Origin of the sequence: Ornithobacterium rhinotracheale DSM 15997, from assembly GCF_000265465.1 — a bacterium.
GTDB lineage: Bacteria > Bacteroidota > Bacteroidia > Flavobacteriales > Weeksellaceae > Ornithobacterium > Ornithobacterium rhinotracheale.
The window spans coordinates 179,908-195,083 of record NC_018016.1 but is presented as its reverse complement, the minus strand read 5'-3'; the positions used below and the strand labels follow the sequence as shown (position 1 = coordinate 195,083).

At 34.9% G+C, this 15,176-nt stretch carries 16 protein-coding genes and 1 pseudogene; 9 read left to right on the top strand and 8 right to left on the bottom strand.

Annotated features, from left to right (window positions below; genetic code table 11):
- Positions 1 to 91 precede the first annotated feature (91 nt).
- The 7 genes from ORNRH_RS00955 (at position 92) to ORNRH_RS00925 (ending at position 8,278) form a co-directional block, all read left to right on the top strand.
- Complete coding sequence (locus ORNRH_RS00955) at positions 92 to 3,202, top strand: UvrD-helicase domain-containing protein (protein ID WP_014790043.1); 3,111 nt, start codon at positions 92 to 94, stop codon at positions 3,200 to 3,202.
- 59 nt (positions 3,203 to 3,261) lie between these two features.
- Positions 3,262 to 3,957: a trimeric intracellular cation channel family protein gene (locus ORNRH_RS00950; protein ID WP_014790042.1), complete on the top strand. Its 696-nt coding sequence runs from the start codon at positions 3,262 to 3,264 to the stop codon at positions 3,955 to 3,957.
- A gap of 152 nt (positions 3,958 to 4,109) precedes the next feature.
- Entirely contained in the window at positions 4,110 to 4,856 is a 747-nt protein-coding gene (locus tag ORNRH_RS00945; protein WP_036601009.1) for an electron transfer flavoprotein subunit beta/FixA family protein, read from the top strand.
- Between the two features lie 19 nt (positions 4,857 to 4,875).
- Positions 4,876 to 5,799 (top strand): electron transfer flavoprotein subunit alpha/FixB family protein, encoded by a 924-nt coding sequence (locus ORNRH_RS00940; RefSeq protein ID WP_014790040.1) that lies wholly within the window; start codon positions 4,876 to 4,878, stop codon positions 5,797 to 5,799.
- Positions 5,800 to 5,904: 105 nt separating this feature from the next.
- Complete coding sequence (locus ORNRH_RS00935; protein WP_014790039.1) at positions 5,905 to 6,651, top strand: bifunctional nuclease family protein; 747 nt, start codon at positions 5,905 to 5,907, stop codon at positions 6,649 to 6,651.
- A 17-nt stretch (positions 6,652 to 6,668) separates the two neighbouring features.
- Positions 6,669 to 7,925, top strand: coding sequence for a nucleoside permease (locus ORNRH_RS00930; RefSeq protein WP_014790038.1), 1,257 nt, complete (start codon positions 6,669 to 6,671; stop codon positions 7,923 to 7,925).
- A gap of 11 nt (positions 7,926 to 7,936) precedes the next feature.
- The gene (locus tag ORNRH_RS00925; RefSeq protein ID WP_014790037.1) at positions 7,937 to 8,278 is read left to right on the top strand and encodes a CD225/dispanin family protein; all 342 of its coding nucleotides are present in this window, start codon (positions 7,937 to 7,939) and stop codon (positions 8,276 to 8,278) included.
- 65 nt (positions 8,279 to 8,343) lie between these two features.
- Here the strand turns inward: ORNRH_RS00925 and ORNRH_RS00920 are convergent, their stop codons facing one another.
- The 5 genes from ORNRH_RS00920 to ORNRH_RS00900 form a co-directional block, all read right to left on the bottom strand.
- The gene (locus ORNRH_RS00920; RefSeq protein ID WP_014790036.1) at positions 8,344 to 8,982 is read right to left on the bottom strand and encodes a TonB-dependent receptor plug domain-containing protein; all 639 of its coding nucleotides are present in this window, start codon (positions 8,980 to 8,982) and stop codon (positions 8,344 to 8,346) included.
- Positions 8,983 to 8,990: 8 nt separating this feature from the next.
- Positions 8,991 to 9,587: a hypothetical protein gene (locus ORNRH_RS00915; RefSeq protein WP_014790035.1), complete on the bottom strand. Its 597-nt coding sequence runs from the start codon at positions 9,585 to 9,587 to the stop codon at positions 8,991 to 8,993.
- A complete protein-coding gene (locus ORNRH_RS00910; protein ID WP_014790034.1) occupies positions 9,584 to 10,036 on the bottom strand; it encodes a hypothetical protein in 453 nt (150 codons plus the stop codon). The genes ORNRH_RS00915 and ORNRH_RS00910 overlap by 4 nt, the downstream gene beginning before the upstream one ends.
- Before the next feature lie 26 nt (positions 10,037 to 10,062).
- Positions 10,063 to 10,497, bottom strand: coding sequence for a hypothetical protein (locus ORNRH_RS00905; RefSeq protein ID WP_014790033.1), 435 nt, complete (start codon positions 10,495 to 10,497; stop codon positions 10,063 to 10,065).
- A gap of 103 nt (positions 10,498 to 10,600) precedes the next feature.
- Positions 10,601 to 10,870 (bottom strand): hypothetical protein, encoded by a 270-nt coding sequence (locus ORNRH_RS00900; RefSeq protein WP_155814483.1) that lies wholly within the window; start codon positions 10,868 to 10,870, stop codon positions 10,601 to 10,603.
- A gap of 134 nt (positions 10,871 to 11,004) precedes the next feature.
- Here ORNRH_RS00900 and ORNRH_RS00895 point away from each other — a divergent pair.
- A pseudogene (locus ORNRH_RS00895) lies at positions 11,005 to 11,889 on the top strand (IS982 family transposase).
- Here the strand turns inward: ORNRH_RS00895 and ORNRH_RS00890 are convergent.
- The 3 genes from ORNRH_RS00890 to ORNRH_RS11475 form a co-directional block, all read right to left on the bottom strand.
- Positions 11,866 to 12,414: a hypothetical protein gene (locus tag ORNRH_RS00890; protein WP_036600869.1), complete on the bottom strand. Its 549-nt coding sequence runs from the start codon at positions 12,412 to 12,414 to the stop codon at positions 11,866 to 11,868. The pseudogene ORNRH_RS00895 and the gene ORNRH_RS00890 sit on opposite strands and share 24 nt — an antisense overlap.
- A 58-nt stretch (positions 12,415 to 12,472) precedes the next feature.
- Positions 12,473 to 13,171, bottom strand: a complete 699-nt coding sequence (locus ORNRH_RS00885) for a hypothetical protein (protein WP_014790030.1) — start codon at positions 13,169 to 13,171, stop codon at positions 12,473 to 12,475.
- A gap of 146 nt (positions 13,172 to 13,317) precedes the next feature.
- Complete coding sequence (locus tag ORNRH_RS11475) at positions 13,318 to 13,884, bottom strand: hypothetical protein (protein WP_014790029.1); 567 nt, start codon at positions 13,882 to 13,884, stop codon at positions 13,318 to 13,320.
- 193 nt (positions 13,885 to 14,077) lie between these two features.
- Here ORNRH_RS11475 and serC point away from each other — a divergent pair, with 193 nt between their 5' ends.
- Positions 14,078 to 15,148 (top strand): 3-phosphoserine/phosphohydroxythreonine transaminase, encoded by a 1,071-nt coding sequence (gene serC / locus ORNRH_RS00875; RefSeq protein WP_014790028.1) that lies wholly within the window; start codon positions 14,078 to 14,080, stop codon positions 15,146 to 15,148.
- The last annotated feature ends 28 nt before the right edge of the window (positions 15,149 to 15,176 follow it).

Here is a 15,176-nt window from a genome sequence, read left to right as displayed (position 1 = left end):
ATCAAAATCCGCTTCATTTCGATGGAGCGGATTTTTCTTTTCCTCAAAAGCTAAAAAATCATCAAAAAACCTTATTTTTGAAAATAAAAAAATGCTTCAAGCAGGGGAATTCAAAATTTATAGTGCATCGGCAGGAACAGGAAAAACTTATACACTTGTTCAGGAGATTATGCACCTTCTTTTGCAGAAAAAAAATAGCAAAAGTTTTAGCCAGATTTTAGCCATCACCTTTACCAATAAGGCGGCTAATGAGATGAAAGAGCGTATTTTGCAAAAGCTTGATGAGTGGCGAAATGGCAAAATTTCTGAACCCGAATTAGCAAGTATTCAGGAGCATTTAAATATTTCTAAAGAAGAAATTCAGGAGCGTAGCGGAGCTGTTTTAAGCGATATTTTGCATAATTATTCCCTGTTTTCGGTGAGCACGATAGACACATTTAATTTAAGGCTTATGCGTGCCTTTGCTACCGATTTGGGCTTATCGTCTAACTTTGATGTGGAGCTAGATACTTCTCAATTAATGGGCGAAGCGGTGGATTTGCTCTACGCCGATTTGCAAAACAATCAGCATTTAAGCAAAATCATTACGCAGGCAGCAACCGAAAATTTAGCCCGAGATAAAAGTTGGGATATTTCAGAAGAATTAAAAAGCAACGCCTCGCATTTATATGCCGATCATTTCCTAGAATACATGAGAGAAATCGGTCGGTTAGAATTAAAAGATTTAGTTGAATTTCGAGGTAAACTCATTACGGAAATCAATGAAATTCAGGATTTTTTTACTGAAAAATGCACCGAAATCCTAAATTTGGTCGAGGAGCAAAATCTAGCACCCAAAGATTTTAGTGGCGGAAGTAGGGGCATTTTATCCTTTTTTACTAAAATTTTGAACGGAAAAATGGATTTTCCTACCAAGACGCACAACGATATTTTAGAAGGCAGAAAGTTAGGTTCTTCATCGGCGTCGGCATCGGCGGTGGATAGAATCGAAGAGATTTTTCCAAAAATTGAGGAAGCCGTTGAGCAGATTAAAGCCAAAATCGTTCGCCTACAAGTATGCAATGCTGTGTATGGTAGTATAAATACCATGTCGCTCTACAACGAAATCGAGAAAAATCTTTCGCAGATTGAAAGCGAAGGCAATGTGATGTTGATTTCTGAGTTCAATAAAATCATCAACGAGAATTTACAATCGCAGCCCACTCCGTTTATTTATGAAAAAATCGGAACCAAATACCGCCATTATTTCATCGATGAGTTTCAAGACACTTCGAGCATACAGTGGAGCAATTTACAGCCATTGGTAGAAAATGCTTTGGCACAAGGCGATACGCTAATGCTAGTGGGCGACCCGAAACAATCGATTTATCGATTTCGTGGAGGAAACCCAGATTTGATGATTGGTTTAATCAATCAAGGCAATGAATTTTATGGCAATGTTTCGGTAGAAAATTTAGATAAAAACTGGCGTAGCTATCACGAAATCATCGAGTTTAATAATGATTTTTACACCTTTGTAGCCAATAAATTTATACAAAACGAAGGTTTTAAAAATATTTATATCCAAGGCAACGAACAGAAAATCAATCACAAAAAAGGAGGCTATGTTTGCATAAAACGCATTACGATTGAAAAAGGCGATACCAAAAATTACAACGATTATGTGCTAGAAGATCTTTTAGCTAAAATGAAAAATTGTTTGGCTAAAGGCTACGAGCTTAGGGATTTAACCGTTTTGGTCAATACCAACAAAGAGGCCAATCGCATTGCTGAATTTTTGCAAGAAAACGAAATAGCAGTGCTTTCTGATGAAGCTTTATTGCTCATTAATAATCCAGAAATTCAATTGATTTTATCGGTTTTAAGACTTACTACCGATACCGAAAATCATAAATTCCGAGCCGATTTATTGCTGAATTTAAAAAGCATGAAAAAGCTGAAGGTTTCAGATTTCACGGAATTTTCTTTGCATGTATTACGCGTTCCGTTTTATCAATTCATTGCAGAATTGGCAAAAGTTTCGGTCGATTTGTCTCATTTAAATCAAAAAATGAATTCGCTGTATGACCAGACCGAGAAAACGATTGCCGCACTGGGAATCGAAGCGCAAAACCAGGAATATGTTTTAAATTTTTTAGATGAAATTTTAAAATTTCAAACCCAAAACGAATCTTCTGCCCAAGCGTTTATCGCCTATTGGGACGAGCGTGGCGATAGAAAAAGCATTGCTGTGCCAAGTGGCGTAAATGCCGTGAAAATCATGACTATACATAAATCCAAAGGATTGCAATTTCCCGTGGTGTTTTTGCCTTATACTAAGTTAGATATCAAGGATCACGGATTATGGATTCCGCTAAAAGAAGGGAAATTCAATCATTTTTATGTAAATAAAACCAATCCGCTAAAAGGCGTGGTAGAGCATTTGCCCGATGAGATGGCAAATATTGTTCAGAAAGATGTGCAAGAATCCGAAATGGATCAAATCAATAAATTTTATGTAGCCACTACGCGTGCCGAGGAGCAGCTGTATATGTACATCAAAACACAGAAAAAATATGATTCTTTCTCATTTAGTGAGATTCTTGATGAATACATGAACTCAAAAGTGGGCACTGCAGAAGCAGAATATTGCGTAGGAGAGCCAGAAAAAGTAAGTCCTAAAAAAGAATATAAATCTGAGGACAACACTGTTTTTTATCCCTTAAAGTACAACGATTGGAAAGAAAAAGTGCGTATCAGTAGCGAACATTCCAAGATGTGGGATGTACGCCAGAGAGAGTTGCAGGATTATGGTAAAAAAATCCATGCTGTGCTAGAGCGTATTCAGTACAAAGAAGAGGTGGAGGCGGTGCTTAACGATTATGAGCGAAATGGCTTTATTGATCAAAAAGAAAAACAAGTTCTGCAATCACAAATTCATCAGCTTTTAACCAAGCCAGAATTAAAAGAAGCTTACGAGCATCACACAGTGCTCAACGAGCGAGATTTTATTTCAAAAACGGGTAAGATTTTCCGTCCAGACCGTTTGGTGAAAACTGAAAAAGGCTGGTATCTAATTGATTATAAAACGGGCGAAAAATCCGAAGAACATATTTTGCAAATCCAAGAATACAAGCAATTTTTATCTGAGCTAAAGGTAGATGTCGCGCACGCTTATTTAGTTTACCTCTCAAAAGACACAGAAATCTTAGAAGTAGACTAAAAAAGGCTATACGGCTTTCAATTATTTTTTTAACCTTTGCAAAAATTTAAAAATAAACTATGTTTTTTTCGCCAGAAATTTCTGCCAATGTAACGCTGTTTATAGAAATCGTAGGAACCATCTCATTTGCCATGTCGGGCGCATTTGCCGCTATGCAAAGCAGGCTCGATCCGTTTGGGGTGCTCATCATTGCTTTTGCCACGGCGGTAGGGGGCGGAACGATTCGCGACTTGTTGCTCGATGTGCCCGTTTTCTGGATGACAGATTTGCGAATTTGTTTGATTACGGTGCTCAGTTGTGCTGCCGCGATGTTTTTTAAATCGCTGGAGCATAATTTCAAAGTAACACTTTTTGTTTTTGATTCGCTTGGACTGGGGCTTTTCACAATTGTAGGGCTCGAAAAAGGCTTAGTTTTAGGATTTTCGCCTCTGATTTGCGTAGCACTTGGAACCATTACGGGCTGTTTTGGCGGATTGTTGCGCGATGTTTTAATCAATCGTATTCCGCTGTTGCTCAGAGAAGAAATTTATGCCATCGCCTGCATTATTGGAGCGTTTCTATATTTGCTTTTAGCTCATTTTTTTGGATTAAAGAATCCAGTCGTTCAGCTTGTTACGGTGCTTGTCGTGTTTGGAATTCGTCATTTTTCCATTAAATATCATTGGCACATTCCGTTGTTTTATTTAAGCTCTGAACAAAAAATGAAAGCACAATTTGAACGCATGAAAAAACTAAAACCTAGAAAGAAAAAATAGAATTTAGATGAATTTTTAGCCCAAAAACCATCAAAAATCGATTTTAAATTTTAACTAAAAAACTGACATAATTCCATTTTTTAAGCAATTCTGTAATAGAAATTGTATCTTTGCCGATCGAAAATATATCAAAAGTAGAAAAGATACAAAAAATGAATATATTAGTTTGTATAAGTAGCGTTCCTGATACTACCTCAAAAATCAATTTTTCGCCCGACGGAAAATCTTTTGACAAAACAGGAATTCAATTCGTAATCAATCCTCACGATGAATATTCATTGTCCAAAGCCCTTCAATTAAAAGAAAAAAACGGAGCACAAATAAGTGTATTATCGGTAGGCGATGCTTCGTGTGAGCCTGTGTTGCGCAAAGCCTTGGCAATGGGTGCCGATGTAGCAATGCGTGTGGATACCGAGCCGAGCGACTCATTGGCTACTGCCCAAGAAATTGCCCGAGTGGTAAAAGAACAAAATTTTGATTTAATTTTAGCAGGAAAAGAATCAATTGATTATAATGGTGGCGTAGTGCCAGCAACTGTGGCAGCTTTGCTTGAAATACCTTTTGCTAACAATTGCGAGGGCTTGGATGTGCAAGATAATGAAGCCATTGCCGTAGTAGAAAACGATGACGAGGTGCAGCATTTGAAATTGCAACTACCAGCCGTAATTGCTGGACAAAACGGCATTGTAGCTGAAAACGAATTGAAAATCCCAAATATGCGTGGTATTATGCAAGCTCGTAGCAAAAAACTAGAGGTGATTGCACCGAGCGAAACGACTTCAAACTTAAAAGTAGAACAATTTACCACGCCAGCATCACGCGGTGCTGTGAAAATGATTGATGCCAATGCCATAGATGAATTGGTGGAACTTTTAAGAAAAGATACCAAACTATTTTAATCCTAAATAGAAAATTAGAATGTCAGTTTTAGTATATGCAGAAACCCATCAAGGGAAATTTAAAAAAAGTGCTTTTGAAGCCCTTTCGTATGCACAAAATTTAAACGAAGAAATTACAGCCCTTTGCGTAAACGCCATTCAGCCAGAAGAATTGTTTGCATATGGTGCACAGAAAGTGATCAATCTTCAATCAGAACAAGCGATAGATGCACAAACTATTGCAAAGCAAATCGATTGCGAGCAGTTTAACTTTATCGTTATGTCGCACGCCACACAAGGGCTGAATTTGGCCCCGCAACTAGCGGCAAAAAGTGGTGCGGCTTTGATTACCAATGTAGTGAGCGAGCCTAGCCAATTGTCGCCATTGCGTGTAGCGCGTAAAGCATTTTCGGGCAAGGCAATTATGGAGGTGGAAAGCGATGCTAAATGCAATATTTTGTGTTTGGCTGTAAATGCCTTTGAATTAAAACAAAATCCCGTAGCGGGCGAAGTAGAAAATAGAGCCGTTTCAGCTGAAAATAGCCAAATCTCGGTTGAAAAAGTAGAAGCTTTAAGCAATGCCAAAGATTTAAAAACTGCCGAAATTGTGGTTTCTGGTGGGCGTGGACTCAAAAGTGCCGAAAATTTTAAATTATTGGAAGATTTAGCCGAAGTTCTAGGAGCTGCCACAGCGTGTTCAAAACCAGTCTCAGACATGGATTGGCGACCACACAGCGAGCATGTGGGGCAAACGGGAAAAAACATTGCACCTAATTTATATATCGCTGCAGGAATTTCGGGAGCGATTCAGCATTTGGCGGGCGTGAATGCTTCCAAAAGAATTTTGGTCATCAATACCGATGCCGAGGCACCATTCTTTAAAGCGGCAGATTATGGAATCGTGGGCGATGCCATGGAGGTTTTGCCAAAACTTACAGAGGCTTTAAGAAAGCTAAAAGCTTAAAAAAATACATTTTTTAATGATTTAAATAAAAATCCCAAACCGAATAGGCAAAATTTGCTTGTTCGGTTTTTTTTTCAATTAAAATTAGTACATTTACCCTTGATTATGGATTTAGTAAAACTTAGTATACGAGGAATCTCTTATAGTAGTGCCAATTCTGAGGCATATATTTTAATTTTAGAAGAAGACGAAACACAAAAGAAAATTCCTATCGTAATCGGAAATTTTGAGGCTCAGGCAATTGCGATGGCTCTCGAGAAAGATTTGAGCACTCCACGACCACTCACACATGATTTGTTTGTAACCTTTATTCAAAGAATGAATGCAAAATTAAAGTCGGTGATTATTTACAAATTTCACGAAGGTGTTTTCTTTTCTAATTTAATTTTCGAAAAAGAAAATGGAGAATTGTTTGAACTAGATTCGCGCACATCAGATGCCATAGCACTTGGATTACGAGTGGAGGCTCCTATTTTTGCGTATCAGCAAGTGGTGCAGCAGGCAGGCGTGGAGTTTAAAATTGTGGAAGATGAGGAAGTAGAAGAAGAGGAATCTGAGCTGGATGAAATCCAAGATAAAATAGAACAAACCATAGAGGAGGTGATCGAAGAGGTGGCAAATACGCCCAGCCCAAGCGATATCCGCCAAAAAGATATGGACGAAAAAACTTTAGCTTATTCTTATAAATTTATAAAAGAAACGATGGACAAACTTCCTTTTGGAAACATGTCATGGGGAACTTTTAATAACAATGATTTAGAAGGCTTAAAAAATATTGCAATCAGTCATGAAGATTATGAATTTGCAGGAATGGTGGTAGAAGAACTTAAAAGAAGAGAAAATTCAAAATAATAGAACAATATAATATCATGGGGACAAAGACTAAATTAATATTAATCAGTTTTTTACAGTTTTTTGTTTGGGGAGCTTGGCTTATTACTATGGCAAACTTTTGGTTTGGGACAAAACATTGGAACGCAGCGGAGTTCGGTGCTGTTTTCTCAACCATGGGAATTGCTTCGCTATTTATGCCCACTTTGATGGGGATTGTGGCAGACCGATGGATCAATGCGGAAAAGTTATACGGAGCTTTGCACATTTTATATGCAGGAACTTTATTTTTGTTGCCAAGTATGGTAAGCCCTACGGCATTTTTCTGGTTAATGCTTTTGGCAATGATTTTTTACATGCCCACAATTGCATTCTCAAACTCAATTGCTTATAGTTTGCTCAAAAGAGATGGCTACGATGTTGTGAAGGAATTTCCATCGATTCGTGTTTTTGGAACAATTGGTTTTATCGCAGCCATGTGGCTTACTAATTTAACTGGGAATAAAGCCTCAGAAAATCAATTCTATATAGCGGGAGCAGTGGCATTGGTGCTAGGGCTTTATTCATTTACTTTACCAAAATGCCCGCCTCAAAACTTAATCCCGAAAAACGCAAGCTGGTCAGAGAAATTAGGACTAAATGCCTTTAGATTATTTAAAAATTATAAAATGGCATTGTTCTTTGTATTCTCGATGTTGCTCGGTGCGGCACTTCAATTAACAAATGCTTATGGCGATATTTTCTTGTCGGATTTTGGAAACAATCCAGAATATGCCAATAGTGCTGTGGTGAGATTTTCGACCGTGATTATGTCGATTTCACAAATTTCTGAGGTGTTCTTTATTTTAGCCATTCCATTCTTTTTAAAGAAATTCGGAATTAAGAAAGTAATGCTCATGAGTATGCTCGCTTGGGTGTTGCGATTTGGGTTCTTTGCTTATGGCGAGCCTGCAGGATTCGGATTTGTGTTGATTTTATTGTCCAACATTGTGTATGGTATGGCATTCGATTTCTTCAATATTTCGGGTTCACTTTTCGTGGAAAATACTACTAGCGAGAAAATTCGTTCATCGGCTCAAGGTTTATTTATGATGATGACTAATGGAATTGGGGCTATTTTAGGTAGTACCATTTCTGGTTGGCTTATCGAGCAATTTTACACTTTGCCAAACGGCGAAATCCTGTGGCATGATGTATGGCTCGTATTCTCGGCTTATTCGCTTGTAGTAGCTATCTTGTTTGCAATTATGTTTAAACATAAACATAACCCACAAGAAGTGGCAAATGCACTTTAAAATTGAAATAAATGGAGGAAATTAATAAGAATTTTAACCCGCCACCCAAGGAAAATTATTTAACGCTTGCTATTGTTGCAAGTGTCTTGGGGGTGCTTACATGCGGGATTTTTGGATTGTTGATTGGTTTTACAGCATCTTTTTTTGCCATGCGTTATAATAAAGCTTATAAAGCGGCACAGTATGTAGAAGCCTATCGCTATAAGAGAATTTCAAGAGTTTTATCTTTTGGGCTTATTATACTTTCGGTATTTTTAATGATTATGGTAGCATATGTTTATAAATTTCACCCAGAATTGTTTCAGCAAGCCTTGGATGAAATTAACCAGAAAATGCAACAGCAAAATCAATAAAAAAAATTAAACCGCTCGTGATAATGATTATCACGGGCGGTTTTTTTTAAGTGAACTTTATTTTCTTATTTTTTGCTTGTAATTTCAATTACGCCGTATTTCGCTCTTTCACCATATTTATCAGTGGCATGATCTTTTAAAATTTTAAAAGATTCAATGTTTTCGGGTGAAAGTTTATCTAATTGATCTTGTGTAATTTCTTGCCCGTCTAAAAATACAATGGGTTTTTTGGTATTCTTATCCTTACCACTGCATTGGCATAAGTAGAAATGATCTTTTTTATTTTTGGCAGTGAGTTCAATCACGCCGTTTTCTGCTTTTTCTCCATATTTATCGGTGGCTTCTTTCCCTTTTAAGATATTAGTTTTTTCAATTTCGTTTTGATCCAATTTCAGAAAATCATCGCTAGAAATTTCTTTTCCACTAAGTAAAATCAAAGGTGTTTTACCCCAATCCATATGTTCTGTAAGAAAAATCACTCCATATCTAGCTTGCGCACCATAAATGGCAAGTGCTTCGGGTCCTTTTAAAACTCGGACAAATGAACTGACTTTTTTCAATTGATCTTTGGAAATTACATTTCCGTCTAGCACATAAATTGGTTCTGTTGGGAGATCCTTGCTCGGCAATTCTCGTGTTCTAAAATCTTGCCCAAAGCAAATACTGCTAAAAATAATGCTTGATAATAAAAGTATTTTTTTCATATTATTAATTAATTTAATTTCTTAAAATAATCAACCATAAAATCTGAATGATTATCGTATTTTTTGTCTATTATATTTTTTTCTCTGTACACGCAAAATTGTTCTTCTAAGAATGATTCAGCGTTTTTAGCATTTATGTGATTAATGGTAAAGTCTTCTTCAACTTTTTTTGCTTTTTCTTCAGGTAAATATTTCGCCAAAATGGGATTTATGTTTAGCGAAGATAAATATCCTGATTTACTAAAAGCAATAATGTTGGGAAATTTATCTTTTTCTGTATTTTTATTCAAAGACTTTAATTCGTCTAAGCTCAAATTATCCTTTAAATTTTGAATTTCTTCTATAATTTGAGATTGTTCTTTGCTAGGTATTTGATTATAATTCAGAGTATTTTCTATTAGTTTTATAACTTTATCGAAGTCGAAATAGAGCGAACTAAGTGTAATGTCTTTCTCCATAATTTTCATGTTTAAATCTAAATACGATTTGGTATAAAGATTTTTAGCAGAAAAATAGAATTTAGGACATTTGAAGGGATCTCCGTTAGTTTGCCCCAAAGCAAAAATGCTAGAAAATAGAATTATTGAAAAAAATATTTTTTTCATTTTTTATACACTTTGGAAAAAGAAACAATTTTTTCGTTATCGTGTGTTTCAAATAAATTTTCTTTATTGTAGAAATTGGCACGCCAGCCCGAAGGTAGCTCTACATAATTTCCAAATCCTGCGATTTTTACGAGTTTTCCGTATTTTTTTACATCGTTGTAGGTGTTTTCTATCGTTAATCCTTCAGGCGTTTTGAAATGAGGACTTTGTGTTGATTTGATATAAAGATTTAAAGTTTTATTGATATCAACAGGTTTCGAAGATGTCTGATCAAAGACTAAGGTATAGACGATATCTCCTTCTTTTACCTTAATGCATGGTCTAAAATTATTATCATAATTAAGACAATGAACATTAAAATTCACTAAATTTTTTAAAGGAATTTGATTTTCTTGCGCAAACATCATTGTAGATGCTACAAGACCGAGAGAAATAAATAATTTTTTCATTTTTAATAGAAATTATGGAAGCTGTTTTAGTTATATTTTTTTAAGAAAAAACTGATTTTATCATTATCTTTTGGTTTAGTTTTATAAAATGCGGCACACCAGCCAGAAGGCAGCTCTACATAATAAGCCCAACCAGGATAACCTTTCAGGTTTCCGTACTTTTTCACATCGCTGTAGGTGTTTTCTATGGTGTAACCTTCGGGCGTTTTGAAGTTGGGGCTTTGCGTGTGTTTTTCTATAAGTTTTATAGGTTGATTTAAATCAATAGAATCCCCAAATTTACCAAAAAGCAATTTGTAGTCAATGTTATTTTCAGAAAAAGTAATACACGGCACCATGTCTGCATATTCCTTTAAACACCATTGATTGAAGAAAACCATATTCTTTGAAGAAGTTTTCTTTTCTTGCGCAAACATCATCGTAGATGCCATAAGACCGAGAGAAATAAATAATTTTTTCATTTGATTGATAATTAAAATAATGGTAAATTTAATACCTTCTTTATGAAAATAAACGTGAAATTTGTCATGTTAAACATTGGTAGACGAAGTGCTAATAATTGTTTTAAAAAATAGGAAAAACATTTTCGTTTTTTATCTCTGTCTGGCAAGATATTATTTGCCATATTGAATTTATATTTCTTTTAAGTTGATAATTCAGCATTTTTTCTTCATCAGAAAACACAACCCAAACCTGAGCGGAAAGTGTCGGCTCTTCTTCTAAAATTACAATTTGAATATATGATTTTGAAGGGGCGTCTTTTTCGTCTTCTTTAAAAGTGCGCTCTGCTTGTTTAAGTCGTTTATCATTTTGCAGAATTTGCCAAAGATTCACAAAGTTTTCATCATGATTGAGTGCTAGAAATCTTTTGTCCGATTTAATTATTTCAACCCGTAGTGCATTATAAAAAAGGTTGCCCATGAGCCTAAAGAAAAGTAAATTGCATTGGTTACCAATCAAATACAATTATGAGCAACCTAGAGGCAAGTTACAATTTTATTTTGAATAAACTAATAGAAATTTCAGGAACTGAAAATTTTTATTTTAAACCAGTGAAACCAAAATTATCTGATATAGAGCTGATAAGCTTAATTATTTTAGCAGAATTTAAATCTATCGATTCTGAGTACCAGCTTTTTAGAGAGATAAAAGGTTGGGCTATTGAATCTAAAATTGAAAGGAGTGTTTACAACAGAAGAAAACGAAAACTCTTCCCTTTTCTTGAAGAAATTAGGTGCAAAATGGTGAAAAAGTTCAATGATTTTGAAAACTATTTCTTGGTGGACAGCATGCCTTTAGAAGTGTGTAAATTATCCCGCTCTTCCAGAAGCAAAATCTGTAAAGAAAATAGCTTTTCAATGCCAAATAAAGGTTTTTGTGCTCCTCAAAATCTACACTTTTATGGTTACAAGCTACATGCGATCTGTTCTATTGCTGGTGTGTTCCAAAGTTTTGACTTATCTCCCGCCTCCGTTCACGACATTCATTATTTGAAAGACATAAAACTTCAAATTTCTGATTGCGTGTTACTTGGAGACAGGGGCTATCTTTCTCAAACGGTTCAGCTTGACTTGTTCAATGAGGTGAAAATCCAGTTAGAAACCCCTAAAAGAAAAAATCAAAAAGATTACAAACCTCAGTTCTATCCATTCAGAAAGTGTAGAAAACGTATAGAAACTTTATTCTCGTAATTGTGTGACCAATTTATGATACGGCGTAATTATGCCAAATCTTTTGAAGGATTCAAAACAAGAATATTGGCAAAAATTACCTCCTTGACTACTATTCAATATCTCAATAAATTTGTCTTTCATAGTAACATTAACAATTTAAAAATTAATCTCATTCGATAATGCACTACGGGTTATTTCATCGATTTGATAAAAGTCTTCACTGTAAATCTTTCCACCATTTTCAAAGTGGTTTACTTGGATAGGAATTCCACACTCATTTTTAATTTCCTTTTTATCAATTTTGAGTAGATAAAAAGAGATTTGATTTTGAGAAAGGAATAGAGTATCCTTTGAAATTTTTAATATTTTGTATTTAGAACTTAATCCTTTTGGAAACTTTTTATTAATATGATTTGGGTAATTGTTTAAAAAAAGTGAATCCTTGTTTATAAACCACAATCCAGTCCAGTCTATTGAGTTGTAATGATCTCGGATTCCCATACAATTTTGAATCTTCAGCAGCGAGGAGTCTTTTCCAAAAGAGTAATAAGTAAAATATTCATTTTCTCCGTTTTCAGGTAAGCCATTGCGGAACATCTGCCAAGTTTGTACGGAATCACTGGTAAGAATTGTCTCTACGCTGATTTCCTTTTTTTGGCAAGCAATAATTAGATGAAGAAAGACGTAAAATATAATTTTTCTCACTTTGTTAAAAAAGGGTTTAATAAATAATTGATTTCATTCAGAATATATGTAATTGATTTTACCGTTCTCTTTTGTAATAATCTATCACGCTACCATTGTTTTCAATGTCGGTAAGCCAGCCATAGTACTTTTTATTCTCTAAATATATTTCAGAAAATACATATTCATTCTCGATATTTTTAGTGGAAACAACCACATCTAACATACGAATGGGAGTGTTTTTAGGTAAAAAAATTCTTTTTTTACCCTTTTCCATTCCAGGAAGAGCATATAATGTAAAATATTTACTTTGGGTGGGGACAAATAAATAAACGCTATCTGTTTGTATATGAGAATTCTCTTCAATGATGCCCTTTAAAATAGGACGGGGATTTTCGGCTACCTTTCTATAAATACCAGAATAAAATTCATCTCTCCCCCTTTTGCCTGTTATATATCTAATTTCAGCATAGGCTTTGATGTCTTTATTTTTTCTGTTATATTTTAGGATTAATGAGGGAGATGTATTGTTAGTATAATCTATAACAATTTTGTTATTTTTAAATGTAAAGACACCTAGGTATCTATCAGAAAATTCTTTATAGTTTTTTAGATTTTTCCTATCAATCATAAATAAATATTTGTTCTCGTCTATTTTGTTAATTTCTAATCGCATAGGAAGTGAATCTCTCTGAAAAACATAGGTTCCTTCTATGGGTTGTGCAAACACAACAGAGCATAGAAAGGAGGCAATCAATAAAAAGAGTTTGTTAATCATAATTGTTAAGTTTAAGTTGACTTTTGTTTCTTAAGTGCTATGCTGAATTCAATTAATGAAAATAGACTATGAAATTTAATCAATCCCTTCTTTGGCTAATTTTTCATAAGGCACTTGTGAATTTCTTTAATCATTTATTATATTGATCATTCTATATACCAAACATCTATTAAAGGCTCTCCATTTGAAACGATTGTATCAATTTTAGAAAATGGGATTAATAGACTTTCTTTGGGATTATTTTTATTAAAAAATCGAGCCCCATCAAGTCCTGGCGTATTAAGCCTATCAAAGTATTTTAAACAATCTAAATTGAGGGCATCAATTTCATAAATAGGATTATTGGCTACAATCAATCTCTTAAGAGGTATTTTTATGTCAATGCCTAGCACTTCGTTGTGTGCTAGATTTAATTCTTTCAAATGCTCTAATCGTTTTCCTTTTTTTATGCTTACTCCCCAAAGCAATTTGTTGTGTGATAGGTCTAAGGATTCTAAGTTTTGAGGCAAAGAATCAATCTTGAACTCCGTGATTTGGTTGTGAGAAAGATTCAATTTTTTTACCCTAAGTTTAGACAAATCGGGAATGTGATCTAAATTCTTGTGCGATAAATCCAAATAGGGGATAATTTTATTTTCCTGTTCAGGCAATTGCGTGAAATGGTAATTCAGCAAAACAACACAACAAAATAGTAAAAAAAGTATTTTTTTCATTTGATTGATAATTAAAGATAAACAAATTTAACCATTATTTTAGGAGTAAAAACATGAAATTCATCAATTTTTAAAAATGAAGTAACATTCAATTATAGTTAAAACCTCCTTATTTTAGAATCATTAAAACTTTTAAAAATCATAGCAAAATCATTTTTAAAAAAAGTATCTTTGCATAGTAAATTAAATGCAAATGAAGAAGCATAATTTTTGTGCAGGACCTTGTATATTGCCACAGAGCGTATTTGAGCAAGCGGCAGAAGCAGTCAGAGATTTCAACGGAAAAGGATTATCGATATTAGAGATTTCACACCGTAGCGAGGCATTTCAAGAAGTATTGCACGATGCGCGAAAGCTACTCAAAGAGCTCATGCAACTCAACGACGAATTCACCGTGTTATTTCTACAAGGAGGCGCAAGTTTGCAATTTGCCATGGTGCCTTATAATTTTGCTAAAGCAGGCGATCGCCCTGCGTATTTAGACAGTGGTCGTTGGGCAAATAATGCCATTCTCGAAGCAGAAAAACTATGCAAACCAAATGTTGTAGCCAGTTCAGCCAAAGATAATTACACATATATTCCCAAAGATTATTTAATAGATTCATCTGCACCGTATTTCCATTGCACATCAAACAATACCATTTACGGAACACAGATGAAATCTTTCCCTAAAACCAATGTACCATTGGTGTGCGACATGTCTTCAGATATTTTAAGTCGTGAGATAGATTTTAATCAATTTGGGCTCATTTATGCAGGCGCTCAGAAAAACATCGGAGCAGCGGGGGCTACCATTGTAGCCGTGCGAGAAGATATGTTGCAAATCAATCCAGAGCGAGAAATGCTTTCATACCTAGATTATAGAGTGCACAAGGCAAAAGACAGCTGTTTCAACACTTCGCCCGTTTTTGCGATTTATACCGCTTATTTAAATCTTTTATGGCTTAAGGAACAAGGCGGCGTGTCAGCCATTGAAAAAATAAACAATCAAAAAGCAGCATTGCTTTACCAAGAAATCGACCGAAATCCACTTTTTAAAGGCGTAGCAGCCGAGGAAGATCGTTCCAATATGAATGTAACTTTTGTGCTAAATGATACTGCTTTGAGCGAAAAATTTGCTCAAATTTGTAAAGAAGCAGGCGTGGAAGCACTCAAAGGACACCGAAGCGTGGGCGGATACCGTGCAAGTTTGTACAATGCTTTGCCACTTGAAAGTGTGCAAGTTTTGGTAGATTGTATGAAACATTTAGAACAAAAAGCTTAATTTTTTTCAAAGACTAAAAACCAAAGAT